We start from the raw sequence: 24940 nt of genomic DNA, 5'->3' as shown, positions 1-24940 counted from the left end.
GTGCTCCGTGGGGCGCAAGGCACGCATAAGTAGCTGCCACAGGACTGTTCAGCGAGTATGGCGCTGCCACTGCGTTTGTCCCCTAGCACCCGGTCTGGACGGAATGTTAACCTGCCCGGGTGTAGACCATCGCCCAAGGAGCAGTGTCTGCATCGGCCCCGCGGGCACGATAATCAGGCAAACTGGCAAGACTTTGAAGGTGACCATGATTCGAATCCTCCTCGCCGAAGACGAAGAAGCAATGCGCACCTATCTCGCCCGGGCCCTTGAAAACGCCGGTTACGAAGTGGTGTCGGTCGATCGGGGCACCGATGCCGTGCCGCTGCTGGAAAGCCAGCATTTCGATCTGCTGCTCTCGGACATCGTCATGCCGGAAATGGACGGCATCGAACTGGCCCAGCGCTGCGCCGAGATCAGCCCGGCGACCAAGGTCATGTTCATCACCGGCTTTGCCGCCGTCACGCTCAAGGCCAACCGCGAGGCGCCCAGCGCGCGCGTGCTGTCGAAGCCCTTCCACTTGCGCGATCTCGTGCTCGAAGTGGAACGTGTCTTCTCGGATTCGCCGATGACGGGCAACTTGCGCTGAAGAGATACGGGAGGCCTAAAAACCCCCCTTGCAAGCCCAGCCGCCCGGCGCTAATGGGCTGCCTCTCCCGCCGCGCTGGCCGCCGCGGAAGCTTGATGGTGCGGGCGTATAGCTCAGTGGTAGAGCACTATGTTGACATCGTAGGGGTCGCAAGTTCAATCCTTGCTACGCCCACCATCGCTTGAAAAACCCCGCCGCGGCGGGGTTTTTTGTTGCCTTGAAGGCCTGTCACCGGACCGGCTTTCACACCGATCCGGCGACAGCCGGGAGTCCTTACTTCCCCTGCCAGTTGGGCTTGCGCTTCTCGGCAAATGCAAGGCTGCCTTCGCGCGCGTCGGACGAGGTGAACACCGGCGCGACATAGGCTTCCTGCTTGTCCCACATCTCGGCTTCGGTCCACTCGTGCGAATCGCGGATGATCGCCTTCGAGGCAATCAGCGCGAGCGGGCCGTTTGCGGCAACGCGCGCGGCGAGCGCCTTGGCGGCCTCGAGCGAAGGCCCATCGGTCAGTTCGTTGACGAAACCCAGCGCATAGGCGCGGTCGGCGTCCATGAAATCGCCCGTCAGCGCGAGTTCCATCGCGATGCGCGGGGGGATCTGCCGGGGCAGCTTGATCAGGCCGCCGGCGGCCGCTGCAAGGCCGCGCTTGGCTTCGGGAATGCCGAACTTGGCGGCCTTGTTCGCCACGATCAGATCGCACGAGAGCGCCAGTTCCATGCCGCCCGCCAGCGCATAGCCGTCGACCGCCGCAATGATCGGCTTCTTCGGCGTCCACTGCGACAGCGCGCCGAAGCCGCGGCCGGGCACGCTCGGCCGCTCGCCGCGCAGGAAGCCCTTGAGGTCCATCCCTGAGCAGAACGTGCCGCCCGCGCCGGTCAGGATCGCGCAGCGCAGGTCGGTCTCGGCGTCGAATCGGTCCATCGCCGCGGCGATTCCTTCGGCCGCGGCCTTGGTCATCGCGTTCTTGGCTTCAGGCCTGTTGATGGTGACGATCAGGACGTTGCCGTCCACTTCGGTCAGGACTTCGGGGGCTTCGCTCACGACATCTCTCCTCGGGTAGCGCTTAATCGCTTGGTTAAATGTCTAGAACCCGCCCCCGGCTCCTGTCCAGAGCCAAACCGAGCGATTTGCCGCACGCTATGCCCTTTGGTGTAACCGGGCCGCTTGCGCGCACGGAACTGCCTGCTAAGGAACGGCAAATTTTTTGGACTCTCCCCGGGGAAGGCACGCAAACCATGGCAAAGATCAAGGTGAAGAATCCTGTCGTCGAGCTAGACGGCGACGAAATGACGCGGATCATCTGGCAGTGGATCCGCGAACGTCTGATCCTTCCCTACCTCGATATCGATCTGAAGTACTACGATCTCTCGGTCGAGAAGCGCGACGAGACGAACGACCAGATCACCATCGATTCTGCCAACGCGATCAAGGAGTATGGCGTCGGCGTGAAGTGCGCCACGATCACGCCGGACGAGCAGCGCGTCGAGGAATTCGGCCTCAAGAAGATGTGGAAGTCGCCCAACGGCACGATCCGCAACATCCTTGGCGGCGTGGTGTTCCGCGAGCCCATCGTGATCCAGAACGTGCCGCGGCTCGTGCCGGGCTGGACCGATCCCATCGTCGTCGGCCGCCACGCGTTCGGCGACCAGTACAAGGCGACCGACACCCTCATCCCCGGGCCCGGCAAGCTGCGCCTCGTGTGGGACGGCGAGGACGGCCAGAAGATCGACCTCGACGTGTTCGACTTCCCGAGCGCCGGCGTCGCCATGGCGATGTACAACCTCGACGATTCGATCCGCGACTTTGCCCGCGCCTCGTTCAACTATGGCCTCGCGCTCGGCTGGCCGGTCTATCTCTCGACCAAGAACACCATCCTCAAGGCCTATGACGGCCGCTTCAAGGATCTGTTCCAGGACGTGTTCGACACCGAAGGCTTCGCCGAGAAGTTCAAGGCCGCCGGCATCGAATACCAGCACCGCCTGATCGACGACATGGTCGCCTCGGCGCTCAAGTGGTCGGGCAAGTTCGTCTGGGCCTGCAAGAACTACGATGGCGACGTGCAGTCCGATACCGTCGCGCAGGGCTTCGGCTCGCTCGGCCTGATGACCTCGGTGCTGATGTCGCCCGATGGCAAGACGATCGAGGCCGAGGCCGCGCACGGCACCGTGACGCGTCACTACCGCCAGCACCAGCAGGGCAAGCAGACCTCGACGAACCCGATCGCCTCGATCTTCGCGTGGACGCGCGGCCTCATCTACCGCGGCAAGTTCGACGAGACGCCCGAAGTCGTGAAGTTCGCCGAAACGCTCGAGCGCGTCTGCATCGAGACCGTCGAGAGCGGCAAGATGACCAAGGACCTCGCCATCCTGATCGGCCCCAACCAGCCGTGGATGACGACCGAAAAGTTCTTCGAAGCCATCGTCGAAAACCTCGAAGCGGCGATGGCCGCCGAGGGCTGAGCTGGCAGGCTGATATGTCTGGGGCGGGATAATCTCCCGCCCCGTTTCAGCCAAATTTAACCATTTCTTGCAGATTTGGGCAGAATACAGCAGCGTAACACCAAACAGGTGAACGCGTGCTGGCCTTAGTCGCAATCTCTGCCATCTTCCTGACCAGCGCGCTGGGACTCATCGGGCTGCTGGTTTACTGGCTGCGCCAGCGCGCGCTGCAAGAGCCGAAGCCGAAGAAGGCGAAGCGCCGCAAGGATGCAGCCGAGCCGGAACCCGAGCCCGAACCGCTCCCGCTCAAGACCGGTCGCAGCCGCCTGATTTCCGCCGCATCGCTGGCCGAAGCCGAAGCGGCCAATGCGCGGCCCGAGCCCGAACCCTTCGAGCCGGAACCCGAACCGGCCGAGCCTGAACCGGAAGCACCGGCTCCGTCATTGCCCACCCCGCTCGCAGCCGCACGGCAGCAGGCCCTTGTCCTGCGCCAGCACTTCCCGCCGCACCGCGCGCCCGAGGGTCGCAGCTGGCTGGGCGGCACCCCGGTGCTCCCCGGCGCGGCGGAATGGCCGGTGGGTCCGGCCACCGGCAAGCCGCTCCACTTCCTGCTCCAGCTCGATCTTGCCGAAGTGCCCGATGCGGCGGGCCTTGGCCTGCTCCCCACCGAAGGTGCTCTTGCGCTGTTCCTCGATCTCGATTGGGGCCCGGGCGAAGCGTTCCGCGTGATCCATGCGCAAGGCTATGCCGGCACGCCGTGGCACGCGCTCGAAGTGCCGCCGACGCTTGCCATGGCCTATGGCGACGAGGCCACGCTGGTCTGGCCCTGGGCGCTGACGCCCGAGCATGGCACGCAGCTCCTCCCCCGCTGGCCCATCGCGCCGCGCCTGGTCACGCTGCCGGAAACGGAGACGCCGGGCTGGCCGCACAGTGCCGATACCGCGCGCGCCCTGCTCGCCGCGCAAGGCGTGGATGAACTCGCCCCTCCCCTGACACCAGCCGATTTCCACGGCGCCGACGGACAAGGCCTTGAACCGCTCTGGTACGGTTATCCGCAGGACTGGATTTCCGTTCAGATCGTCTGCGCCGCGCTCGTGCGCGAAGCCGACCGCGCCGCGCGCACCGTGCTCGACGATCCCTATCCCGCGCTTGACGCCGAGGAACGCACCGCCCAGATCAAGGCCGCGCGCGAGGAAGCGCAGGCCTGGTTCGATCACGCACTGAACAACCCCGCGCTCACCCCGCTCGCCCCGCCGGTGCGCAAGGCGTTCTGGGACTGGCTCTCGACCCACCGCGCGCTCGCCGAACACGTGATGCCCGCCGCCGTCGAAGCCGCGATCGAGACGACGCTCCACGCCTCACCCGCGGAAGCCGCCAAGTTCCCCGAAGAGGTAACGGCCCGCGTCGCCTATCGCCACGCCCTCGCCCGCCGCACCCCCGAAGGCGTGATCGCCCCGCCGCCCGCGCGCCTGCTCGCGCCCGCCAGCGGGACCAGCGAACTTGCCGCCACGCACCTGCTCCTGCTCGAACTGCCGAACAACCCCGCGCTCGGCCACCACTTCGGCGGCGGCGCGCTGCAATGGTGGATCACGCCGGAGGATCTGGCAGACCGGCGGTTCGATGCGGTGGTGATGACGCGCACCTGAGCGTGCGAGATTACTTCGCCTGACCCCCTCCCCAACCCGCTCATGCTGAGCTTGTCGAAGCATCATACACAGCCGTGGCGCGTGCACCCTTCGACAAGCTCAGGGTGAGCGGACTTGGGGTTCATAAGCCGAGCTGCGATTGCAACCTGCGTATCTCGGCTATGAGCGCCGGCACATCCCCGCGAGACGCAGCAATAAAATCCAGATCCGCTGCACTTCCGCCAAGAAGATTGAGATCTCTGTGAGGCGTCTGGATGATACTGTCGCCCCCAAAATGATCCCGTCCTTCGACGAACGAGACCCACGGTCCAGCGGTTGCTCGCTCACACCGCTGTTCGATCTCAGCGAGTTGCTCTTCTGTCATGCCGCCCCTCACACCACCAGCCGCTCCTCCAGCCGCCTGACCAGCGCCGTGTCCGCGCCCAGCACGGCTTCGGCATAAGCCTCGAACGTGCCGTGCTCGCGCTCCATCGCAGCGAAGGCGCCATCGAGGAACTCCGGCTGCACCGACATGATCATGCGCAGCGCGTCGTCGGTCATCGAACGCCCAAAGCTCTCGCGAATATTCGCCGCTGCTGCCGCGATCCGCGCCTCGGAATTGCCGGCCGTGTTGGTGAGGAGGTAGTCCGCCATCACGTCGTCCGGATGCACGCCCAGCAGGCGATGGACAATCGCGGCGCCCACGCCGGTGCGGTCTTTGCCGGCAAAGCAGTGCAGCAGGCTCGGCCCATGGTCCTCGGCGAGCGTCTGCAGATAGAGCCGGAACGTGCCCACCAGCACCGGGCGGAACGGCAGCTTGTCGTAAAGCTTCACCATTGCCATGCGCGCATCGTCCACCGTGCGCACACCCGCCGCCGCCTCGTCATGCACCGCTTTGCCGTGATCGCCCGCCGTTTCGCCGGGATGGAACACCACCTGCCCCGCCCATTCCTCGTGGCGCAGGCAGGGGAACTGCGCGCGCTCGCTGTCCCCTCGGAGGTCGATCACCCGCGCGATGCCGATGCGGTGGACCTCGTCCAGATCCTCGGGAGTCGCCCCGAAGTGATGGCCGGACCGCCACAAATGCTCTGTGCGCAGCGTACCGCCGCGCGCGCGGTAGCCGCCATAGTCGCGAAAGTTGTGAATGCCGCTAAGCGGCAGAACGCGGTCTTGCATGGGTACAACCTCTGTCAGATCAGCCGCGCCTTTGCCACCTGATCAAGACGACAGGATTGCACCTCACGCAAAGCCTTCCGCGAGGAACCGCTCGGCGCACCCCGCCAGCATCGCCGAGCCCAGCGGCATCACGCTTTCATCCAGCATCATCCGCGTCGAATGGATCGAGCAGCAGCTTTTCCAGTCCGCCCCTTGCGGCGCGACGCCAAGGAAGAACATCGCCCCCGGCGTCTGCTCCAACACATAGGAGAAGTCCTCCGCGCCCATGATCGGATGCGCCAGCCGGTGGAAACGGCCCTCCCCGCCGATCTCCTCCGCCACTTTCGCGCCCAGATCGACCGCGCGCGCATCGCAGATCGTCACCGGAAAGCCCGGAATGATCGCGGTTTCCGCCGTCATGCCGTGCGCCGCCGCGATATGGCTGGCGAGCTTCGGCAGCGCCTCATGCAGCTTGGCCCGCGCCCCCGGCGAGAGCGTGCGCAAGGTGCCAAGCAGGTGCGCGCTGTCCGGAATGACGTTGTAGGCCGTCCCTGCCTCGATCTTCGAGACCGTCGCCACCACCGGATCGGCAACCGAGAACTTGCGCGTCACCATCGCCTGGATCGCGCTCACGATCTCGCAGGCGACCGGGATCGGATCGAGCGTATCGTGTGGCATCGAGGCGTGGCCGCCATCGCCCTTCACGGTGATCTCGAAGCGGTCCGCCGATGCGAGCAGCGGCCCGGCGCGCCCGGCGATCATGCCGTGCGGGCTGTTGGGCATGATGTGGAGCGCAAAGGCCGCATCCGCCTTGGGCTCCAGCAGCCCGTCCTCGATCATGAACCGCGCGCCGTGGTGTCCTTCCTCGCCCGGCTGGAACATGAACTGCACTTCGCCCGCAAGGTGTTCGCGACGCGCGCAGAGCAGCTCCGCCGCCCCCGCCAGCATGGCCGTATGCGCATCGTGCCCGCAGGCGTGCATGCGGCCCGCAAACTGCGAGGCAAATTCCAGCCCCGTCTCCTCGGGCATTTCCAGCGCGTCCATATCCCCGCGCAGCAGCACGCGGCGTCCAGGTTCTTTGGCATTCCCCCCGCCGCACTTCAGCGTCGCGACCAGCCCCGTCGTCGAAGGCCCTTCACGCCACGTCAGCGGCAGATGCGCCAGCGCTGCGCGCACTTTGTCCCGCGTCAACGGCGTGTGCAGCCCCAGTTCCGGCTCGGCATGGATCGCTCGCCTCAGCGCCGTGATCTGCGGCTCAAGGCTTCGCGCCTGTTCGAGAAGATCGGGATGCAGCATCGGGGGCTCCTTCGGCGAAAAGCGCCAGCAGTCTAGGATTGCACCGGGGCACTTGTCGAGGTCGGCTTATCCGCCCCCCCCTATCCACCTGCGTCGATCCGCCGCGTCAGTGCGGCAAGCGGCGCAGCAGCATCATAGGCGACCCCGCGCCCTTCGGTCCGGCGCACCCCCAGCCGCGCGAACAGGCGCGCCTCGTCGATCACCACCGGCGTACTGGCCCAATGCGCGTAAAGCCGCGCCAGCACCGGCTTGCCAATGGCGGCGTCCCCTGCCCGCATGGTCATCTCGGGCGTCCAGTCAACGACATTGCCCCCGCTCGCGCGGTTGATAGCGATCAGGGCATCGCGCAGCGTCTTGCGGCCCCCGGTCGCCTCGAAAATCGCGATTTCGGCTTCAAGCCAGAACGCCGCGCCGCCCCAGTAGAGCCGCCCGTGCTCCAAGGTTCCGTCCATCCCGCCATCGTCCGCCGCTGCCTTGCCGCGCGGAAGTCCATCGATCGCCTGCCGCCAGATCTCGCTCGCTGGCAATTGCCCTGCGCGGACCCGGGCCACAGGCTCGACCCATGTCGCATTGCCTTCCTGCAGCCACAGCGCCCGGCGCGGCAGATCGGGAAACGCACAGTGCACCATTTCGTGCACCAGGATCCAGTCGTCGTCGAAGGTGGCCTTGCTGGTGGCGACGCCGACATGCTGGCGCGTGATCGAGCCGTTGTAACCCCATGTCGTCGCATGGCCGACGCGGGCGCCCGGCTCGGCGATCAGGAACAGCGTGTATTCGGCCATCGGGAACACGCCGTAATAGGCCGTTGTCGCCGCGATGGCGCGCTGCACCCAATCGAGCACGAGCGCGCGGTCCAGCCCCGGCGCGCCTTCGGCAAAGACGACTCTCACGCGCCGCTCGCCCGCCTCCAGCAGGACAGCCGGATGATGCGGCACCGCCTCGTACAAGTCGTCGGGACTGTCTTCATAGGGTTTGCTGCCAGTCTCGGCATATCCGCGCGCACCCAGCGCGACCAGGCCGGCGAGGCTTCCCAGCACAGTTCGGCGTCGGACCATGGGGCGCCTTCTCAAGACCGGCGCGGGCTTGCGCATCGTGCTTTACGGTGCGACGGCGCGATGGGTTACAGCACCGATCCCCCTTGCACATCGGCCCACCCCGGTTTAATCGCTCGATTAACGCATTTGGGAGAGTCTGTCATGGCCGAAGCCTATATCATCGACGCCGTCCGCACCCCGCGCGGGATCGGCAAGCCCGGCAAGGGCGCGCTGTCGCACCTGCATCCGCAGCATCTCGCCGCCACCGTCATGAAGGCGATTGCCGAGCGCAACAATCTCGACACCGGCGCCATTGACGACATCATCTGGTCGACCTCCAGCCAGGTCGACAAGCAGGGCGGCGATCTTGGCCGCATGGCCGCGCTCGCCGCGGGCTTCAACATCAGCGCCAGCGGCACCACGCTCGACCGGTTCTGCGGCGGTGGCATCACTTCGGTGAACCTTGCCGCAGCCAGCGTCATGTCGGGCATGGAAGACTGCGTCATCGCCGGCGGCACCGAAATGATGAGCTTCACCGCTGCCAACGCCGCCGCGATGGCCAACGCCGGCTTCCCGCCGCGCCTGATGGGCTCGGGCAACAAGGCGCTCGACGAGATGCACCCGCAGTCGCACCAGGGCATCTGCGGCGACGCCATCGCCACGATCGAAGGCATCGACCGTGAGGCACTCGATGCGCTCGCGCTCGTCAGCCAGCAGCGCGCCGACCGCGCGATTCGGGAAGGCCGCTTCGCCAAGTCGGTCGTGCCGGTCTACAACGAGGACGGCACCGTCGCGCTCGACCACGAGGAATTCCCCCGCCCCGAAACGACCGCCGAAGGCCTCGCCAGCCTCAAGCCCGCGTTCGCCGGGATGATGGACTTCGACCTCGGCGGCGGCGTCACTTTCCGCAAGCAGATCAACCGCCGCTATCCGGATGTGGACATCAAGCCCGTCCACCACGCCGGCAATTCCTCGGGCGTCGTCGATGGCGCGGCCGCGCTGCTCATCACTTCGCCCGCCTATGCCCAAAGCCATGGCCTCAAGCCCCGCGCCCGCATCGTCGCTTATGCCAACCAGGGCGATGACCCGACGCTGATGCTCAATGCGCCCGTCCCCGCGGCCAAGAAGGTCCTCGCCAAGGCCGGCCTCACCAAGGAGGACATCGACGTCTGGGAAATCAACGAGGCTTTCGCCGTCGTCGCCGAAAAATTCATCCGCGACCTCGATCTCGACCGCGCCAAGGTGAACATCAACGGCGGTGCGATGGCGCTCGGCCACCCGATCGGCGCGACCGGCTCGATCCTCATCGGCACCGCGCTCGATGAGCTCGAGCGTTCGGGCGGTCGCTACGGCCTCGTCACGATGTGCGCGGCGGGCGGCATGGCCCCCGCGATCATCATCGAACGCATCTGATAGCTGGAACCTGAAGCCCCTCCCCCGTTCGGGGGAGGCTGGGTAGGGGTGCGCCCCGCGCGAAGGCAAGCGGCGCCCCCCTCGCCCCCCTTACTCCGCCGGCGCGATATCCTCCGCCGCATTCGCCACCACGCCCAGAACCGCCGCCCAGGCATCGACATTCTGCGTCAGCGCGGCGCGGTCGATCTTGTCGAGCGTGTCGTCGGGCGTGTGGTGAATGTCGAAGTAGTGCGTCATGTCCTGCGTCAGGTCGATCACTGCCAGCTTCTGCGCCTTGATCACGGGGCCGACATCCGCCCCGCCCTCGACTTCGCCCTCGCCGCGCACGATCCCCAGCGGCGCCAGCGAGGCAGCCACCTTGTCCGCCAGCGCGGCGTTCGAAGGCGCAAACTTCATCTCGACCCGCCAGATGCGGTCAGAGCCAGAATCGCTTTCCATCGCGAGCGCATGCCGCTCCGGATGCGCCTTGGCATAAGCCGCGCCGCCCGCCGCGCCGATTTCCTCCGCGCCCGCCAGCAGCACGCGGATCGTGCGCAGTGTCGGCCCTGCGCTTTGCGCCTTCAGGGCGGCTGCCGTCACAATCGCACAGCCCGCGCCGTCATCCAGCGCGCCGGTGCCCAGATCCCAGCTGTCGAGATGGCAGCCGACGAGGATCGGCGGCAAAGCCGGATTGCGCCCCGGCAGGTCGCCGATCACGTTGCCGGTAGGCAAACTCTCTGCTGTCCGCCCGGTGAGGGTCAGTGCCATGCGCAGCGCTTTGCCCTTGCCGATCAGCCGCACCAGCATATCCGCATCCGGGTTCGACATCGCCGCCGCCGGGATCGGCGCGACACCGGCAGGAAAATTTGTCACGCCGGTATGCGGATTGCGGTGGCTGTCCGTCCCGATCGAGCGGATCACGATGGCCGCCGCGCCCTTGGTCGAGGCCACGGCCGGCCCCGCCCGCCGCGCCTGTCCATAGGGCCCATAGCCGCTGCCGTCCTGCGCCGCCTTCATCGCATGATCGAGGAAGACGATCTTGCCCTTGAGCGATCCCGCAGGCGCCGCCTGCAGCGCATCGAGCGAGGCGAAGTAGACCACATCGGCCTCGATCCCCGCATCCGGCGTCGTTCCGCTGAAACCCAGCGCGCTGACCGCCAGCCTCTGCGGCACCGGCACGGTCAGCCGCGCCGCATCGGTGCCGCGCACATAGGCGCGCGTCGTTGCCGGTTCGATGGCCACATTGCGGAAGCCCATGGCCTTGAGCTTGTCTGCCGCCCAAGCCCGCCCACGCGCTTCGGCCTCGCTCCCGGCGAGGCGCTGGCCGACTTCGCTGGTCAGCCCGGCGATGAACTCCCACGCCGCGTCGTCAGGCACCGCCGGAGCTGCCATCGCCGCACCGGGAAAGAGCACCGCCAGCAGCGCCAGCTTTCGAAAAGTCGCCATCATCACATCTCCCGACAGGCCGCCATGCGCCTGCAATGCCCGCCACCAAACAGAAACGCCACCCGATTTCGATAGCTCCTCGGCAAGCCCGCTCACCCCGCTTGCCCGCCGCCCCGCGCCCCTGTAGAGCGCGCCGCAACTCCATACTTTTTCGAGATCAAGGACCCTGCGATGGCCGCCCAGTACGCCTACGTCATGAAGAACATGACCAAGACCTTCCCCGGCGCGCCCAAGCCGGTGCTGAAGGACATCAACCTGCAGTTCTACCAGGGCGCCAAGATCGGCATCGTCGGCCCCAACGGCGCGGGCAAGTCGACGCTGATCAAGATCATGGCCGGCATCGACAAGGACTACACCGGCGAAGCCTGGCCGGGCGAGAACATCACCGTCGGCTACCTCGAGCAGGAACCCCAGCTCGACGAGACCAAGACGGTGCTCGAAAACGTCAAGGATGGCGCGCGCGAGATCGCCGACATGGTCGACCGCTTCAACGCCATCGGCATGGAAATGGCCGAGGAAGACGCCGACTTCGACGCGCTCGGCGCCGAGATGGCCGAACTGCAGGACAAGATCGACGCGGTCGACGGCTGGACGCTCGACAACCAGCTCGAAATCGCGATGGAAGCCCTGCGCTGCCCGCCGGGCGACTGGCCGGTGAACAGCCTCTCGGGCGGCGAAAAGCGCCGCGTCGCGCTCACCCGCCTGCTGATCCAGAAGCCCTCGATCCTGCTGCTGGACGAACCGACCAACCACCTCGACGCCGAAAGCGTCAACTGGCTGGAGAACCATCTCAAGGAATATGCCGGTGCGGTGCTGATGATCACCCACGATCGCTACTTCCTCGACAACGTCGTCGGCTGGATCCTCGAACTCGATCGCGGCAAGTACTTCCCCTATGAGGGCAACTACTCGACCTACCTCGAGAAGAAGGCCAAGCGGCTCGAGCAGGAAGCGCGCGAGGACGAAGGCCGCCAGAAGGCCATCGCGCAGGAACTCGAGTGGATCCGGCAAGGGCCGAAGGGCCGCCAGACCAAGTCCAAGGCGCGTATCAAGGCGTTCGACCAGCTCGTCGAATCCGCCGAGAACCGCCCCATCGGCAAAGCCCAGATCGTCATCCAGGTGCCCGAACGCCTTGGCGGCAAGGTGATCGAGGCCAAGAACATCTCCAAGGCCTATGGCGACAAGCTGCTGTTCGAGAACCTCTCGTTCATGCTGCCCCCCGGCGGCATCGTCGGCGTGATCGGGCCGAACGGCGCGGGCAAGTCCACGCTGTTCAAGCTCATCACCGGGCAGGAACGACCCGACAGCGGCACGATCGAGATCGGCCAGACGGTCCACTTGGGCTACGTCGACCAGAGCCGCGACCACCTCGATCCTTCAAAGAACGTCTGGGAGGAAATCTCCGACGGGCTCGACTACATGAAGGTCAACAAGCAGGACATGTCGACGCGCGCCTACGTGGGCGCGTTCAACTTCAAGGGTCAGGACCAGCAGAAGAACGTCGGCAAGCTCTCGGGCGGTGAACGCAACCGCGTGCACATGGCCAAGATGCTGAAGGCGGGCGGCAACGTCCTCCTGCTCGACGAGCCGACCAACGACCTCGACGTCGAAACGCTGCGCGCGCTGGAAGACGCGATCGAGAACTTCGCGGGTTGCGCCGTGGTCATCAGCCACGACCGCTTCTTCCTCGACCGCCTCGCCACCCACATCCTCGCCTTCGAAGGCAACAGCCACGTCGAATGGTTCGAAGGCAACTTCGAAGCCTACGAGGAAGACAAGCGCCGCCGTCTGGGCGATGCGGCGGACCGGCCGACGCGTCTGGCGTACAAGAAGCTGACGCGCTGAGGCTTCGGCTCAGGGCGCAATCCATTCGCCAGACCACGGGCTAGAGGCATCCGGGCGCGTAAATCGGGCGCGGGTGCCCCCTTCGTGGTCCAGCCTGAGCCAATCGAGGCTGCGCACTTCGACCAGCAGCAACGCAAAGTTGCTGCGACCGGGCAGCGTTTCGTCGACGGTCGGGCTGCGACGGGAAAGCGCTTCCGGGATCGCGGAGCCTGCCGCTTCGAGCATGCCGCCGGGTCCGGTTTCTGCCAGATAGCAGCGGCGGCTGGAAGGCGCTGCCCTGCTCCACGCCGCATCGACCACGAATCCGGCATGCTCGATCCGCCCCACCCCGCGCATGCGCAGCTGCACGCGGGCGTCGGGATCGTAAGCCAGCACGCTCACCGGCGCACCCTCCCCGATCAGGGCCACCTTGGGGCTGCGCAGATCGGTGTGAAACCGCAAGCACGCGAGATCGGCGCTGGCCCCGCGCAGCACCATCATGCGCAGATCGCCGTCCGCCGTGCCCACCACTGGCGTATGCATCGCCTGCTTGCGGTCACGCGCAGCAGCGGCCAATCGCCGGGCTGCATCGGCAAGAACGTCATCGAGCGTCAATCTCAACTCTGCTTCTCCCCATGTCCGTCCCGCCAACCTGAACGGGAGGCCACGCGCGCGGTTCAGCACAGCGACAGCGCGACTCGGATAGCTACAGTGCTATGACAACGTACTGGGTCGAAATCGACTCAGCCAACGGGAGCCGGGACCATGGCCGCCAAGTCCGTTTTGAAGAACAGCGCATCCGCCCTTCTCGCCCTCGCGCTGGGCACGGCTGCGCTGATACCGAGCGCCGCACTCGCGCAGGAACGCGACCAGCGCGGCGCCGGCCGGATGGAGCGCATCGAGCGCATGGAGCGCATGGAGCAGAACCGACCGGCGCAGGTTCCCGCGTGGCAAGGCCGCGCCGCCGCACCAGCACCGGCAGCCGCCCCGCAGCAGCCGCGCTGGTCGGGCCGCCCCACGTTCTCGCAAGGCAGCGGCCCCGCTCCGCAGCCGCAGCGTGAAGGCGCCTGGCAAGGTCGCCCCGCATGGCAGGGCAGCGGCAATGGCGGCGGAGACCGCGAGCGCGGTGATCGCGGCAATGGCGCCTATGCCAATGGCCAGCCCCCATTTGGCGGCCGCCCCGGCTGGAACAACAACGGCGCCCCGCAGGCGACGCCGGGCAGCGCGCCGACGTGGCAGGGCCGCAACCCCACCTACGTCGATCCCGCCCGAAATCCGCAGGCCAATCGCGACAACCGCTGGGCCGAAGGCCGCAACGACGAGCGGGGCGACCAGCGCGATTGGCAGCGTGATCGGGATCGGGATCGGGATCGCGATGGCCAGCGCGATCGAAACAACAACAACTGGCAAGGCCGTGACAACCGCTGGGCGGGCAACAACGGCTGGCGCGGCAACAATGGCTGGCAGGGCCGCGACGACCGCCGGTGGGGTTACAACAACGGCTGGCGCGGGGACGACCGCCGCTGGGGCTACAACAACGGCTGGCGAGGGGACGACCGCCGCTGGGGCTACAACAACGGCTGGCGCGGAAATGCCAGGGGTTACAACAACAACTGGCGCCGCTGGGACCGCGACGGCTGGCGGCGTGACAACCGCTACGACTGGTATGGCTGGCGCAATCGCCACCGTAGCACGTTCAGCCTCGGCTTCTATTCCGCGCCATGGCGGGGCTATTCCTACAGCCGCTTCGCCATCGGCGTCACCATCGGCGCCCCGTTCTATGACGAGCGCTACTGGATCGCCGATCCCTGGGCCTATCGCCTCCCCGATGCCTGGGGCCCCTACCGCTGGGTCCGCTACTATGACGACGCGCTGCTGGTGGATATCTACACCGGCGAAGTCGTCGACGCGATCTACGACATCTTCTACTGAACCGGCCGCCGGGCGGGCATTGAGCGCTCGCCCGGCCTGCCTCCCGCACACGGCCTGACCCGCTCTCTCGCGGCCTAGGACAATGAGTAGTTCTGTCCGGCGGGATTGCGTTCATACTTCGCTCCATCACCGCGCCGTGCCGGGAGCGATCCATGCCCAAAGCCAGCCCGCAGCCCCATGCCCCCGATACGGCGCCGATCCCGATCACCAATTTCACCAAGGATCGCTACGTCTCGCGCGAATGGATGGAGCGGGAGCGTGACCGCCTCTGGGCTCGGACATGGCTGGTTGCCGGCATGGCCGCCGATGTCGCCGCGCCGGGGCAGTACTTCACCTTCGAGATCGGCGCCGAAAGCATACTGATCGCGCGCGGCGCCGACGGCGTCTTGCGCGCCATGCACAACGCCTGCACGCACCGCGGCACCCGCCTTGTCACCGAACCGCTCGGCACCTTGCGCAAAGTCGTCTGCCCCTATCATGCCTGGGCTTACGGGCTTGATGGCGAACTTCAGGGCGTCCCGGGCGCCGCGCGCTTCTCCAACGGCATTCCCAAGCGCGATCTCGCGCTGAAGCCGGTCGAGGTAGCGGAAGCCCTCGGCATGGTCTTCGTCCGCCTCGTCCCCGCCGGCCCCACCATCGCCGAGTTCCTCGCACCGATTGCAGAGCTCATCGCGCCCTACCGCTTGGAGGCGATGACGGTCACCAATGACCAGACCGTTTCGCACACCTGCAACTGGAAGGCGATCCTCGACAACTTTGCCGAGCTCTACCACGTCCCCTTCATCCACCCCTTGCACCGCCGCATGTTCGAATGCGCCGCGGCGCCATTCGAGCTGTTCGAGCATGGCCACACCGCCGTCTATGTCGAAGGCGGCACCACCGATTCCGGCTTTCCTGTGCCCGAAGCACCGACCGATCTCCTCGCCATGCAACTGCAAGCCTTCGGCCTCGATCCGGCGGACTTCAAGGGCCGCGTCCCCGCCATCCGCCCCGCGCTGCAACGCGCCAAGCGCAAGGTCGCCGAGGCGCGCGGCATCGATTACAGCGCGTTCTCGGATGACCAGTTGAGCGATGTCTGGCAGTTCAACCTCTTCCCCAACGTGATCCTCTCGATCACCCCCGAAAGCGCCTGGCTCATGCGCTCCCGCCCCGATGCAGCCGATCCGGGCAAGAGCCACTTCGACATGATCACCCTTGTCCAGTTCCACGGCACCGAGCAGGATGTCGCCAAGGCCAAGGGCGAAGACGGCGTCGAAGCCGGCACCCACTTCCGCCTCAACGGTCCCCGCCCCGCCGACTACCAGCGCCCCCCGCGTGACAGCTTCACCCACGAGGACATCATCGCCGGCCGCAAGACGATGACCGTGACCATCGACGAGGACATCTCCCTCCTCGCCCGCGTCCAGCAGGGTATGGCCTCAAGCGGGTTCGAGGCGGTCTGGCTGAGCGACGAGGAAGCGCGGGTGCAGCACTTCCATGATGCGCTGGATGCCGCGCTGGCGGGGGAGTGACGGAGCGGACGGCGAGCTCAGCAGCTCTCCTCGGCGCGTCCATCGTGCTTAACTACCGTCGTCGCGTTCGAATTGCCGCCTTGTCCGTGGAAGGATATGCAGGCCGACGCATGTTGTGCGGCTGAGCAGGGGGGAGACCATGCGCCAGTATTTCGTCATCGCGACGGCGGTTGCGCTCTTGCTTTCCGGCACAGGGCAGCTCGCGGAGGCGGCTTCCCCGGCCGCCGCCGGTGCTGCCACTTCGGGGGCCGACCTTGTCCTCGTGGACGGCGTCGTCCACACCGGCGATCCTCAGCAACCGGCCGCCGAAGCAGTCGCCGTCACGGGGGAGCGCATCGCGTATGTCGGCACGACGGCCGGCGCTCGCGCGCTGATCGGCCCCAAGACCCGAGTTGTCGAGCTCGACGGCCGGGCGGTGCTACCGGGATTTCAGGACTCGCACGTGCACCCTGCGGATATCCCTGACCCTCAGCGCTTGGTCGATCTGCATGGGCTCACGCGCCGTGACGAGATTCTCGAACGTATCCGCAGTTTCGCGGCCGCGCATCCGGCGCTGCCCTGGATCCAGGGGGACGGCTGGGACGAGGTTGCCTTCCTGCCAAGCGGGCAGCCGAACCGGCGCGAGCTCGATGCCGTTGTGCCCGACCGCCCGGCCTATCTCACCAACAACTCCGGTCACGAGGGCTGGGCGAACAGCCGAGCCCTTGCCGCCGCCAATATCAGCCGCGACACCCCGGACCCATCGAACGGGCGAATAGAACATGACGCCGACGGCGAGCCGTCCGGAGCGCTTCAGGAATCCGCGGCGATGGAACTGGTGGAGCGCGTCATCCCGCCGCCGACTGCCGAAGACTATCAACGCACACTGACGGCGGCCCTCCACACGATGAATGCGCAAGGCATCACCGCGCTGGAAGATGCAATGACGAGACCGGAAATCGCGGCTGCGTACAAGGCGCTCGATGCGTCCAGCCGCCTCCCGATGCGGGTTCATATGTGTCTCGCGCATCGCGCCGAAGACCCGGACGAGCCGCAAATTCGCCGATTCATCGCTGAACGGCGCGCCTTTTCAGGCCGGCGGACAAAGGCTCACTGCGTGAAGGTCTTTCTCGACGGAGCATACGGATCGCACACTGTCGCGCTGCTCGAGCCCTACGCGGATGGACTGCAATATGGCCGCGGCGAGATCTTCATCGCGCAGCAGCGCCTGAACCGCATCGTCACCCGCCTCGACCGTTTGGGTTTTCGGGTGCATTTCCATGCGCAGGGCGATGGGGCCGTCCGCGCCGCGCTTGGTGCGGTTGCGGCTGCGCGCCATGCCAACGGTGATCACGGGCCGATGCATACAATCGCGCACGTCAACCTCGTCGCCGCAGCAGACCTCCCTCGCTTCCGCTCGCTTCGGGTCGCGGCGAACATGTCGCCGCTCTGGAGCCGGCAGGATCCCTGGGAGCGAGTGTTCGCGCCGCGCCTGTTCGGTATGGCGCGGGTAGGGAAACTGTTTCCGACGCGGCAACTGCTGGAAAATCACGCGCTCCTCGTCTGGGGGTCGGACTGGCCCGTGACGGGCGTAAGTCCCGTCGAGGGCCTCGAGACCGCCGTCACGCGTCGCTACGCGGGCGGTCGCGATCCAGAGGGGAAGGAAGACCTCCCCCTCAATGCAGCGGAGTCGCTGACGCTGGCCGAAGCGATCGCCGCATACACGGTCAACGGGGCCCGGTTGCAGGGAGAGGCCGGCGAGCGCGGAACGCTCACATCCGGGAAGCTCGCCGACTTCGTCGTTCTTGACCGTGATCCCTATGCCGTCCCAGTGCTCGCGATCCATGAGGCTCGTGTCGAACTTACCGTTCTCGGCGGTGCCGTCGTCTACGAGGCCACCAAGCATTGACCGGGCCCTGACTGGCGTCCCGCGCAGTTCCTCAAACGCCCGCCGCCCCCAATTGCGCTTTCACTGCATCCACATCGCCCAGCACCCACAGCTCTTCGATCCGCCCCTCGGCAAAGCCGAAGAACGCCGCGCCCGCCCAGCTGATCTCGCGCCCGGTCGCCTCCACGCCGAAAAACGGCCCCCGATGCACCCCCGCAAAGCGAAGCCGCACCGCCGCGCGCTCGCCTTGTTCGATGATCTCCAGAATGGTGCAGGTATAGCCGCCCAGCGCCGCATGGACCGCGCGCATGTAGTCGACAAAGCCATCCACCCCGCGCTTTTCCGGCCCCAGCGAGCCGCGGAACCGGAAGTCCGGCGCAAGGATTTCATGCGCCACCGCCTCGTCCGCGCGGTTCCACACTTCGTGGTAGAACCGTTCGATCAGCTGCGTCGGCGTCAAATCCGGTCCGCCTGCGCCACAGCGTCGCTGGCCCTCAGCGCGCTGACGATGCGCGTCAGGTGCGCCAGATCGCGCACTTCCAGATCGACTTCATAGGTATGGAACGGGTTCTCGCGCTGGGTCATTTCGAGGTTGACCACATTGGCGTGGTTCTTGGCAAAGACCCCCGCCATTTCCGCCAGCGTCCCCGGCCGATTATATAGCTCCGCCCGGATCCGCCCCACCGCGCCATCGGTGCGGGCGTCCCACGAAAGGTCGATCCAGTCGGCATCGACGCCGTCGGCCAGGCTCAGGCAGTCGATCGCATGGACCGTCACCCCCTGCCCCATTCGCCTCAGGCCGACGATACGGTCGCCCGGCACGGGGTGGCAGCAGTCCGCCAGCTTGAACGCCATCCCCGGTGTCAGCCCGCGCACCGCAATCGCGCGCTGCTGGCGCGGCCATTCTTCGCTCGCAGGAAAGTTCTTCGCGCTTCCCGGCACGAGCGCTTCCATCACCTGCCGGTCATCGATCTTGGCGCTGCCGATGGCAAACATCAGCTCTTCCTCGCCAGCATATTTCAGCCGCTTGATCGCATCGGCCAGCGCTTTCTTGCCGATCTTGCTCGGCAGGCGGTCGGCGATTTCCTCGTAGAGCTTGCGGCCGATTTCGGCGATTTCGGCGCGTTCCTTCTGGCGCACCGCACGGCGGATCGCGGCGCGCGCCTTGCCCGTCACCACGAAGGCCAGCCACGAAAGCTGCGGCTCGCTGCTGCGGCTCTTGATGATCTCCACCACATCGCCGTTGTTCAGCGGCGTGCGCAGCGGCACGTGCCGCCCGTTGATCTTCGCGCCAACCGCCTGCGCGCCGAGATTGGTGTGCACGGCAAAGGCAAAGTCGATCGGCGTCGCGCCCTTGGGCAGCTGATAGAGCGCGCCCTTGGGGGTGAAGGCGAAGATGCGGTCCTGATAGATCGCCATCTTGGTGTTCTCGAGCAGCTCGTCCGCGTCGCTGCTCGCCTCCAGGATCTCGACCAGATCGCGCACCCAGCCGACTTGCCCGTCCGGCAGCGCGCCCTGCTTGTAGGCCCAGTGCGCAGCCAGGCCGAACTCGTTGATCCGGTGCATCTCATGCGTCTTGATCTGAACTTCGACACGCATCGCGTTGTTATAGATCAGCGATGTGTGCAGGCTCTTGTAGCCGTTCATCTTCGGCGTCGAGATATAGTCCTTGAAGCGGCCGGGGATCATCTGCCACGTCCGGTGCAGCACGCCCAAGGCGGTGTAGCAGTCCGCCTCGCTCTCGGTCAGCACGCGGAAGGCCATGATGTCGGTGATCTGCTCGAAGCTCACATGGCGCTCGGCCATCTTGCGCCAGATCGAGAACGGGTGCTTCTCGCGTCCCGAAACCTCGACCTTCAGCCCCGCTTCGGCCAGCGCCTGCTTGATCGAGAGCGCGATCGAACCGACCTGCCCGCCCTCTTCGCTCTTGATCGCCCCCAGCCGCCCGGTGATCGTGGCATAGGCCTCGGGCTCCAGCTGTTCAAAGGCCAGCAGCTGCATCTCGCGCATGTATTCATACATGCCCACGCGCTCGGCCAAGGGCGCGTAGATATCCATTGTCTCGCGCGCGATGCGGCGGCGCTTTTCCTCGCTCTTGATGTAGTGCAGCGTGCGCATGTTGTGCAGCCGGTCGGCCAGCTTCACCAGCAGCACGCGCAAGTCTTCGCTCATAGCGAGCAGGAACTTGCGCAGGTTTTCCGCCGCGCGCTCCTTGTCGCTCATCGTCTCGATCTTGGAGAGCTTGGTGACGCCGTCGACCAGCCGCGCCACTTCCGGCCCGAACAGCCGCTCCACTTCGTCCACCGTCGCGAGCGTATCCTCCACCGTATCGTGGAGCAGCGCCGTCACGATCGTCTCCTGATCGAGCTTGAGCTCGGTCATCAGGCCCGCCACCTCGACGGGATGCGAGAAGTACGGGTCGCCCGAGGCGCGCTTCTGCGTACCGTGTTTCTGCACGGTATAGACATAGGCGCGGTTCAGCATCGCCTCGTCCGCATCGGGATCATAGGCGAGCACGCGTTCGACAAGTTCGTACTGACGCAGCATGTCTGACTAAGATGGCCTCTGCCCGGCGCTCCCGACAAGGGAAAATGCCGCCGATGCGCAAATCTTTCATGCCTATGTTGCCATAGCGAGACCGGGGCGGCACGGTATGGACCAATGAGCGACCAAGATCTCGGCACAAGGCTCAAGGCCAACCTGCGTACCCTGTCGTGGCTCGATGCCGGACGTGTGCGCGTCTACGCCGCGATGATCCTCGTCGCCTATATTCCGATGATGGTGAAGGTTTTCCGGGAGGCGACCGGCACCGTCGGCAGCGATTTCCTCGCCTTCTGGGGCACCGGGCGCCTGCTGCTCTCCGGCCCTGCCTCTCGCGTCTACGATCTCGCGAGCGAACACGCAGCGCAGATGGCCGCGGGCACCGGGCAGATGGTCGCCTATGTCAATCCGCCGCCGTTCCTATTCCTCGCCGCCCCCCTCGGGTTGATGCCTTATGCCGTGGCCTGGATCGTCTGGGGCCTCGCCGGATGGGCGATCTGGTTCCTCGTCGCCCGCCGCGCGCTGCCGGGTGGCGGAGCCGCGGGAGCGCTGGTGGTGCTGGCTTTCCCCGGCGCCTATCTTGCCGCCAGCCATGCGCAGAACGGCTTCATCACCGGCGCGTTGCTGATCGCCGCCGTGCTCACCCTGCGCCGCTCGCAGGCGCTTTCCGGCGCGCTGTTCGGCCTTCTCATGATCAAGCCGCATCTCGCGCTGCTCGTCCCCTTCTGGCTCGCCGCTGGACGCAAGTGGACGGCCATCGCCGCCGCCGCCGCCTCGGCCGCCGCGCTGTGCCTCGCCTCGCTCGCCGTCTTCGGGCTCGAGACCTGGCGCGCCTATCCGCAGAGCTTCGAAGTCAGCCAGTACCTGATGAACCAGCCCGGCGCCGAGTTCTTCCTGCGCATGTGCACGCCCTATGCGGCGCTGCGGGTCCTGTTCGGAACCACGGTCGCCCTCTACGGGCAGGCTGTCATCACGGTCATCACCGCCGCGGCCGCTTGCCTATACTGGCGCCGTGCTCCCTCGGTCGAAGCCGCCGGCGCCATGCTCCTCGCTGCCACCGCGCTCGCCTCGCCCTACCTGTTCAGCTACGACTTGCCCTTCCTCGTCATGCCGATCGCCTTCCTCATCGGCATGGGCCGGCGCGAGGGCTGGCGCCCTTGGGAAAAGACGCTGCTGGTGCTGGTCTGGCTCTCCCCCCTCGCCACCCGTGCCGCTGCGCTCCCGCTGGGGCTGAACCTCATGCCGATCCCCGCCGCGATCCTCGCCCTCCTGATCTGGACGACATGGGCGCCGGCCAAGGGAACCGCGCCCGCCTGATCGCATTGCCCTGTGACCCGCCACAGGAGAACTGCCATGCATCCGATCTTCTACCTGTGGGTCTTCCTGCTCGTCGTGCCGATGGTCTTCGGCATGATCGACCTTGCCAACACCGGCCGCGGCGGCAGGCTCGGCGTCCGTTGAACAGCTGCTCAGGGTGCGGGGGGCGACAGCCTCAGACGAAGAGCTCCTCGCACTCGTTCGACGCAGCTGGAACCATTGTCGAGAGATACTCGATCATCTGGCTGTAGGCCTTGGTCGTGAGATGCAGGAAAGCGCGACGGGCATCCTTTGGATCATCCTCCCGCGAGACCAGCTCTTCGTTCTCCAGAACGATGATCCAGCGCAAGGCAGTGGTTGATGGCACTGCTGCACCAATGCACGCGCTGGTCACCGAGACCTTGCGCCCCTCTTTTGCCGCGATGAAGAGATCAAGCAGAATATCCCACGCCGGCTCACCGAACAGCGATATGTCGAAGTACTTCGCGCGCCGCCGCCGATCCGCATAGGCGCGGCGGGCAAGTTCCAGCCAATAGGGGTGATCCTCCGACATCGCGCGGTCTGCCACCGGAGCTTGCGCATCGGGCAAGCCCCATTCACTACGCACCGAGTAACCCTCCAGTTCTCTCGCAATCGCGAGGAGACCGTTGGCAAATGTAATAAGTTTACGCGCCCGGCGTCTAAACGATTCGGCCTGGTTCACAATCAGTCCTGTGGTCGAATTGGAAGGCTTTCTTAGGCCATTTCCGATCAAGCGACATGCGCAGAACGCACATGCGATTGCTAAGGGAACTCCCTCAGATAAGACCCCGAATTCTTAACCAAAACCAATTGATCTATATCCGTTTCTGACCAGTCTCGGAGAAAGCAATACGCTCGGCCGCGAAATCCCTGGCAGTCTGCAGATGCGCAGCAAGAACCAAATCTTTGTTTTTTATGGCATTTTCTAGCATGACATCAAGGTCAGCAACAAGGTGAACGTAAAATTCGTTCTGGTCCGAACTGATTTCACTATCGATCATAGGTCTTACGCCCTTTTGCGCCGTTTCCGGCGAATCGTTATGTCTGGGAACACGCCTCTCCCCTGCCACATATTGCGATACTGCAAGAATGGTGAGAATCTTTTAGGGCATAGATTGCCCACATTGATACAATCAGTTTTGCTAATGGGGTTGCGTTCGCCCAAAAAGGCGAATCGCAATTCTCATTCCCAGTTCGCCTCGGGCGGCAGGCTCATCAGGATCGCGTCGATATTGCCGCCGGTCTTGAGGCCGAACAGCGTACCCCGGTCATAGACCAGATTGAACTCGGCATAGCGTCCACGCCAGGTCAGCTGCTTGAGCTTGTCCTCGCGGGTGAAGTCCATGCCCATCCGCCGCCGCACCAGCGCCGGGTACACATTGAGGAACGCATCGCCCACGTCGCGGGTAAACGCGAAGTTCGCCTCGAACGCCCCATCGTCGGCGCATTCGAGGTGATCATAGAAGATCCCACCAACGCCCCGGTGAACCTTGCGGTGCGGAATGTAGAAGTAGTCGTCTGCCCAGGCCTTGAACTTGGGGTAGTACGCCGGATCATGCTTGTCGCACGCCGCCTTGTAGCTGGCGTGGAAGTCCGCCGTGTCCTCGTCGTAGGGGATAGGCGGATTGAGATCGCCGCCGCCGCCGAACCAGGCCTTGCGCGTCGTCAGGAAGCGCGTGTTCATGTGGACAGCGGGCACATGCGGGTTCGCCATGTGCGCCACCAGGCTGATCCCCGTCGCGGTGAACGCCGGGTTGTCCGGGTCCGCGCCGTTCATCGTCTTGGCAAAATCCGCGCTGAACGTGCCGCCGACGGTCGAGACGTTGACGCCGACTTTCTCGAACACCTTGCCCTTCATCAGGCCCTGCACCCCGCCGCCGCCGTCGGGAACCGGCTCGCCATGGTGCTCGCGCTTCCACGGCGTGTAGGTGAAGCTGGCATCGCTGCCCGCTTCGCGCTCGATCGCCTCGAACTCGGCGCAGATCCGGTCCCGCAGGCTTTCGAACCAGGTCCGGGCGCGGGCGGTCTCCGCGCTCCAATCCGTTTTGGCGCCAATCCCGTTTTCGAAAGCCTCTCCGGCCACTTGTGCAGTGCTCATGGGGCAAGTCTTGCCAAGCGAAACGCAATCCGGCAAGGCCCGTGCATGGTTCCCGTTTCGTTCGCCTCTTTTACATTCGCTGGACAGGAGTTCGCACTCGCTCCGTCGCGCGCGCTCTACTGGGCAGAAGAGCGCGCCCTGCTGGTGGCCGATCTCCACCTCGAAAAGGCCAGCTGGTACGCCTCGCGCGGCCAGATGCTCCCACCCTACGACAGCCGCGAAACGCTTTCCCGAGTCGCGGATGCCTTGCGGGAAACCGGCGCCCGCCGCGTATTCTGCCTCGGCGACAATTTCCACGACAGCCATGGCCCCAGCCGCCTTGAACCCCACGCCGCGGGCATGCTCGATGCGCTGATGCGCGCGGTGGACTGGGTGTGGATCACCGGCAACCACGACACCAAGGACATCAGCGTCAAAACTGAAGGTGTCGCCGAACTCGCAGTGCGCGGCATCGCGCTGCGCCATGAAGCCCGCCCCGGCGAGACCGGAGCCGAGCTTTCGGGCCATTATCACCCCAAACTGCGCGTCACCGCGCGTGGCCGCAGCGTTGCCCGCCCCTGCGCCGTCGCCAGCGAGCGCCGCCTGATCCTGCCCGCATTCGGCGCGCTGACGGGCGGCATGGACGCGGCGGACCCTGCCATCCTCGGCGCCCTCCAGCCGGCCCGCGCGATCGACGCCCTCGTGCCCGCCGCAGGAAAGCTCGCCCGCTTCCCCCTCTGGCGCGGGATTGAAACCGCTTAACCTCAAACCAACCTTCCCGCTTTATCTGCCGCCGCATTGTGATATGAGCGCGCGGGGGCCGGATTCAGCAGTCCTCCCCCGCATTTGAAACATCAGGAGCAAGCACTATAGCCCCC

The 24940-nt window shown here is 65.9% G+C and carries 21 protein-coding genes and 1 tRNA gene; 11 read left to right on the top strand and 11 right to left on the bottom strand.

All coding sequences use genetic code 11. The features are described from left to right. Positions 1 to 205 precede the first annotated feature (205 nt). On the top strand, positions 206 to 586 hold the full coding sequence (cpdR, locus tag IP83_RS10255) for a cell cycle two-component system response regulator CpdR (protein WP_054122123.1): 381 nt from the start codon (positions 206 to 208) through the stop codon (positions 584 to 586). 102 nt (positions 587 to 688) lie between these two features. Continuing rightward, positions 689 to 763 (top strand) — tRNA-Val (locus IP83_RS10250). A 96-nt stretch (positions 764 to 859) separates the two neighbouring features. Here the strand turns inward: IP83_RS10250 and IP83_RS10245 are convergent. Beyond that, on the bottom strand, positions 860 to 1627 hold the full coding sequence (locus IP83_RS10245) for a crotonase/enoyl-CoA hydratase family protein (protein ID WP_054122122.1): 768 nt from the start codon (positions 1625 to 1627) through the stop codon (positions 860 to 862). A gap of 194 nt (positions 1628 to 1821) precedes the next feature. On the opposite strand from IP83_RS10245, the gene IP83_RS10240 reads away from it, so the two are divergent. Together IP83_RS10240 and IP83_RS10235 are read left to right on the top strand one after the other, a co-directional pair. Beyond that, entirely contained in the window at positions 1822 to 3045 is a 1224-nt protein-coding gene (locus IP83_RS10240) for an NADP-dependent isocitrate dehydrogenase (RefSeq protein WP_054122121.1), read from the top strand. 116 nt (positions 3046 to 3161) lie between these two features. Beyond that, a complete protein-coding gene (locus IP83_RS10235) occupies positions 3162 to 4670 on the top strand; it encodes a DUF1963 domain-containing protein (RefSeq protein ID WP_054122120.1) in 1509 nt (502 codons plus the stop codon). 372 nt (positions 4671 to 5042) lie between these two features. On the opposite strand, the gene IP83_RS10230 is transcribed toward IP83_RS10235, so the two are convergent. The 3 genes from IP83_RS10230 to IP83_RS10220 all read right to left on the bottom strand — a co-directional run bounded on the left by IP83_RS10230 (position 5043) and on the right by IP83_RS10220 (position 8155). Next, entirely contained in the window at positions 5043 to 5825 is a 783-nt protein-coding gene (locus IP83_RS10230) for a tyrosine-protein phosphatase (RefSeq protein ID WP_054122119.1), read from the bottom strand. Positions 5826 to 5888: 63 nt separating this feature from the next. Continuing rightward, positions 5889 to 7100, bottom strand: a complete 1212-nt coding sequence (locus tag IP83_RS10225) for a M20 family metallopeptidase (protein ID WP_054122118.1) — start codon at positions 7098 to 7100, stop codon at positions 5889 to 5891. A gap of 80 nt (positions 7101 to 7180) precedes the next feature. Continuing rightward, positions 7181 to 8155: a hypothetical protein gene (locus tag IP83_RS10220; RefSeq protein WP_054122117.1), complete on the bottom strand. Its 975-nt coding sequence runs from the start codon at positions 8153 to 8155 to the stop codon at positions 7181 to 7183. 141 nt (positions 8156 to 8296) lie between these two features. On the opposite strand from IP83_RS10220, the gene IP83_RS10215 reads away from it, so the two are divergent. Next, positions 8297 to 9547 (top strand): acetyl-CoA C-acetyltransferase, encoded by a 1251-nt coding sequence (locus IP83_RS10215; RefSeq protein WP_054122116.1) that lies wholly within the window; start codon positions 8297 to 8299, stop codon positions 9545 to 9547. 90 nt (positions 9548 to 9637) lie between these two features. Here the strand turns inward: IP83_RS10215 and IP83_RS10210 are convergent, their stop codons facing one another. After that, positions 9638 to 10972 carry a M28 family peptidase gene (locus tag IP83_RS10210; RefSeq protein WP_054122131.1) on the bottom strand — a complete coding sequence of 445 codons (1335 nt, stop codon included), beginning with the start codon at positions 10970 to 10972 and terminating at the stop codon, positions 9638 to 9640. A gap of 171 nt (positions 10973 to 11143) precedes the next feature. Here IP83_RS10210 and ettA point away from each other — a divergent pair, with 171 nt between their 5' ends. Then, positions 11144 to 12817: an energy-dependent translational throttle protein EttA gene (gene ettA / locus IP83_RS10205; protein WP_054122115.1), complete on the top strand. Its 1674-nt coding sequence runs from the start codon at positions 11144 to 11146 to the stop codon at positions 12815 to 12817. 9 nt (positions 12818 to 12826) lie between these two features. Here ettA and IP83_RS10200 read toward each other — a convergent pair whose 3' ends face one another. After that, complete coding sequence (locus IP83_RS10200; RefSeq protein ID WP_231624999.1) at positions 12827 to 13411, bottom strand: flavin-binding protein; 585 nt, start codon at positions 13409 to 13411, stop codon at positions 12827 to 12829. A 150-nt stretch (positions 13412 to 13561) separates the two neighbouring features. On the opposite strand from IP83_RS10200, the gene IP83_RS10195 reads away from it, so the two are divergent. From IP83_RS10195 to IP83_RS10185, 3 genes are all read left to right on the top strand, one after another. Next, entirely contained in the window at positions 13562 to 14728 is a 1167-nt protein-coding gene (locus tag IP83_RS10195; protein ID WP_054122113.1) for an RcnB family protein, read from the top strand. Between the two features lie 152 nt (positions 14729 to 14880). Then, positions 14881 to 16239: an SRPBCC family protein gene (locus IP83_RS10190; protein WP_054122112.1), complete on the top strand. Its 1359-nt coding sequence runs from the start codon at positions 14881 to 14883 to the stop codon at positions 16237 to 16239. A gap of 139 nt (positions 16240 to 16378) precedes the next feature. Then, entirely contained in the window at positions 16379 to 18127 is a 1749-nt protein-coding gene (locus tag IP83_RS10185; RefSeq protein ID WP_054122111.1) for an amidohydrolase, read from the top strand. A gap of 31 nt (positions 18128 to 18158) precedes the next feature. On the opposite strand, the gene IP83_RS10180 is transcribed toward IP83_RS10185, so the two are convergent. Then, positions 18159 to 18566, bottom strand: coding sequence for an ester cyclase (locus IP83_RS10180; protein WP_054122110.1), 408 nt, complete (start codon positions 18564 to 18566; stop codon positions 18159 to 18161). Next, entirely contained in the window at positions 18563 to 20653 is a 2091-nt protein-coding gene (locus IP83_RS10175) for a bifunctional (p)ppGpp synthetase/guanosine-3',5'-bis(diphosphate) 3'-pyrophosphohydrolase (RefSeq protein ID WP_054122109.1), read from the bottom strand. Before IP83_RS10175 ends, IP83_RS10180 begins: the two co-directional genes overlap by 4 nt. A gap of 114 nt (positions 20654 to 20767) precedes the next feature. Between IP83_RS10175 and IP83_RS10170 the strand changes: the two genes are divergently transcribed. Continuing rightward, complete coding sequence (locus IP83_RS10170) at positions 20768 to 21964, top strand: glycosyltransferase family 87 protein (protein WP_054122108.1); 1197 nt, start codon at positions 20768 to 20770, stop codon at positions 21962 to 21964. Positions 21965 to 22139: 175 nt separating this feature from the next. Here IP83_RS10170 and IP83_RS10165 read toward each other — a convergent pair whose 3' ends face one another. The 3 genes from IP83_RS10165 to hemF all read right to left on the bottom strand — a co-directional run bounded on the left by IP83_RS10165 (position 22140) and on the right by hemF (position 24083). Continuing rightward, the gene (locus IP83_RS10165) at positions 22140 to 22667 is read right to left on the bottom strand and encodes a MarR family winged helix-turn-helix transcriptional regulator (RefSeq protein ID WP_231624998.1); all 528 of its coding nucleotides are present in this window, start codon (positions 22665 to 22667) and stop codon (positions 22140 to 22142) included. A 133-nt stretch (positions 22668 to 22800) separates the two neighbouring features. After that, positions 22801 to 22986, bottom strand: coding sequence for a hypothetical protein (locus IP83_RS10160; protein WP_054122107.1), 186 nt, complete (start codon positions 22984 to 22986; stop codon positions 22801 to 22803). A gap of 182 nt (positions 22987 to 23168) precedes the next feature. Then, positions 23169 to 24083: an oxygen-dependent coproporphyrinogen oxidase gene (hemF, locus tag IP83_RS10155; RefSeq protein ID WP_054122106.1), complete on the bottom strand. Its 915-nt coding sequence runs from the start codon at positions 24081 to 24083 to the stop codon at positions 23169 to 23171. 45 nt (positions 24084 to 24128) lie between these two features. On the opposite strand from hemF, the gene pdeM reads away from it, so the two are divergent. Further along, complete coding sequence (pdeM, locus tag IP83_RS10150; protein WP_054122105.1) at positions 24129 to 24824, top strand: ligase-associated DNA damage response endonuclease PdeM; 696 nt, start codon at positions 24129 to 24131, stop codon at positions 24822 to 24824. Positions 24825 to 24940: the final 116 nt, after the last annotated feature.

The sequence above is a fragment of the Novosphingobium sp. AAP93 genome, from assembly GCF_001296055.1.
Lineage (GTDB): Bacteria > Pseudomonadota > Alphaproteobacteria > Sphingomonadales > Sphingomonadaceae > Novosphingobium.
The sequence above is the reverse complement of the archived record's forward strand: the minus strand, read 5'-3'. Positions and strand labels throughout refer to the sequence as shown.

Excerpts from the sequence above, each read along its gene's own strand:
- cpdR (WP_054122123.1), top strand. The coding sequence starts at position 206 with ATGATTCGAATCCTCCTCGCCGAAGACGAAGAAGCAATGCGCACCTAT.
- IP83_RS10160 (WP_054122107.1), bottom strand. The coding sequence starts at position 22,986 with ATGATCGATAGTGAAATCAGTTCGGACCAGAACGAATTTTACGTTCAC.
- IP83_RS10215 (WP_054122116.1), top strand. The coding sequence starts at position 8,297 with ATGGCCGAAGCCTATATCATCGACGCCGTCCGCACCCCGCGCGGGATC.
- IP83_RS10175 (WP_054122109.1), bottom strand. The coding sequence starts at position 20,653 with ATGCTGCGTCAGTACGAACTTGTCGAACGCGTGCTCGCCTATGATCCC.
- IP83_RS10220 (WP_054122117.1), bottom strand. The coding sequence starts at position 8,155 with ATGGTCCGACGCCGAACTGTGCTGGGAAGCCTCGCCGGCCTGGTCGCG.
- IP83_RS10195 (WP_054122113.1), top strand. The coding sequence starts at position 13,562 with ATGGCCGCCAAGTCCGTTTTGAAGAACAGCGCATCCGCCCTTCTCGCC.
- hemF (WP_054122106.1), bottom strand. The coding sequence starts at position 24,083 with ATGAGCACTGCACAAGTGGCCGGAGAGGCTTTCGAAAACGGGATTGGC.
- IP83_RS10185 (WP_054122111.1), top strand. The coding sequence starts at position 16,379 with ATGCGCCAGTATTTCGTCATCGCGACGGCGGTTGCGCTCTTGCTTTCC.
- IP83_RS10210 (WP_054122131.1), bottom strand. The coding sequence starts at position 10,972 with ATGGCGACTTTTCGAAAGCTGGCGCTGCTGGCGGTGCTCTTTCCCGGT.
- ettA (WP_054122115.1), top strand. The coding sequence starts at position 11,144 with ATGGCCGCCCAGTACGCCTACGTCATGAAGAACATGACCAAGACCTTC.
- IP83_RS10230 (WP_054122119.1), bottom strand. The coding sequence starts at position 5,825 with ATGCAAGACCGCGTTCTGCCGCTTAGCGGCATTCACAACTTTCGCGAC.
- IP83_RS10225 (WP_054122118.1), bottom strand. The coding sequence starts at position 7,100 with ATGCTGCATCCCGATCTTCTCGAACAGGCGCGAAGCCTTGAGCCGCAG.
- IP83_RS10190 (WP_054122112.1), top strand. The coding sequence starts at position 14,881 with ATGCCCAAAGCCAGCCCGCAGCCCCATGCCCCCGATACGGCGCCGATC.
- pdeM (WP_054122105.1), top strand. The coding sequence starts at position 24,129 with ATGGTTCCCGTTTCGTTCGCCTCTTTTACATTCGCTGGACAGGAGTTC.
- IP83_RS10170 (WP_054122108.1), top strand. The coding sequence starts at position 20,768 with ATGAGCGACCAAGATCTCGGCACAAGGCTCAAGGCCAACCTGCGTACC.
- IP83_RS10240 (WP_054122121.1), top strand. The coding sequence starts at position 1,822 with ATGGCAAAGATCAAGGTGAAGAATCCTGTCGTCGAGCTAGACGGCGAC.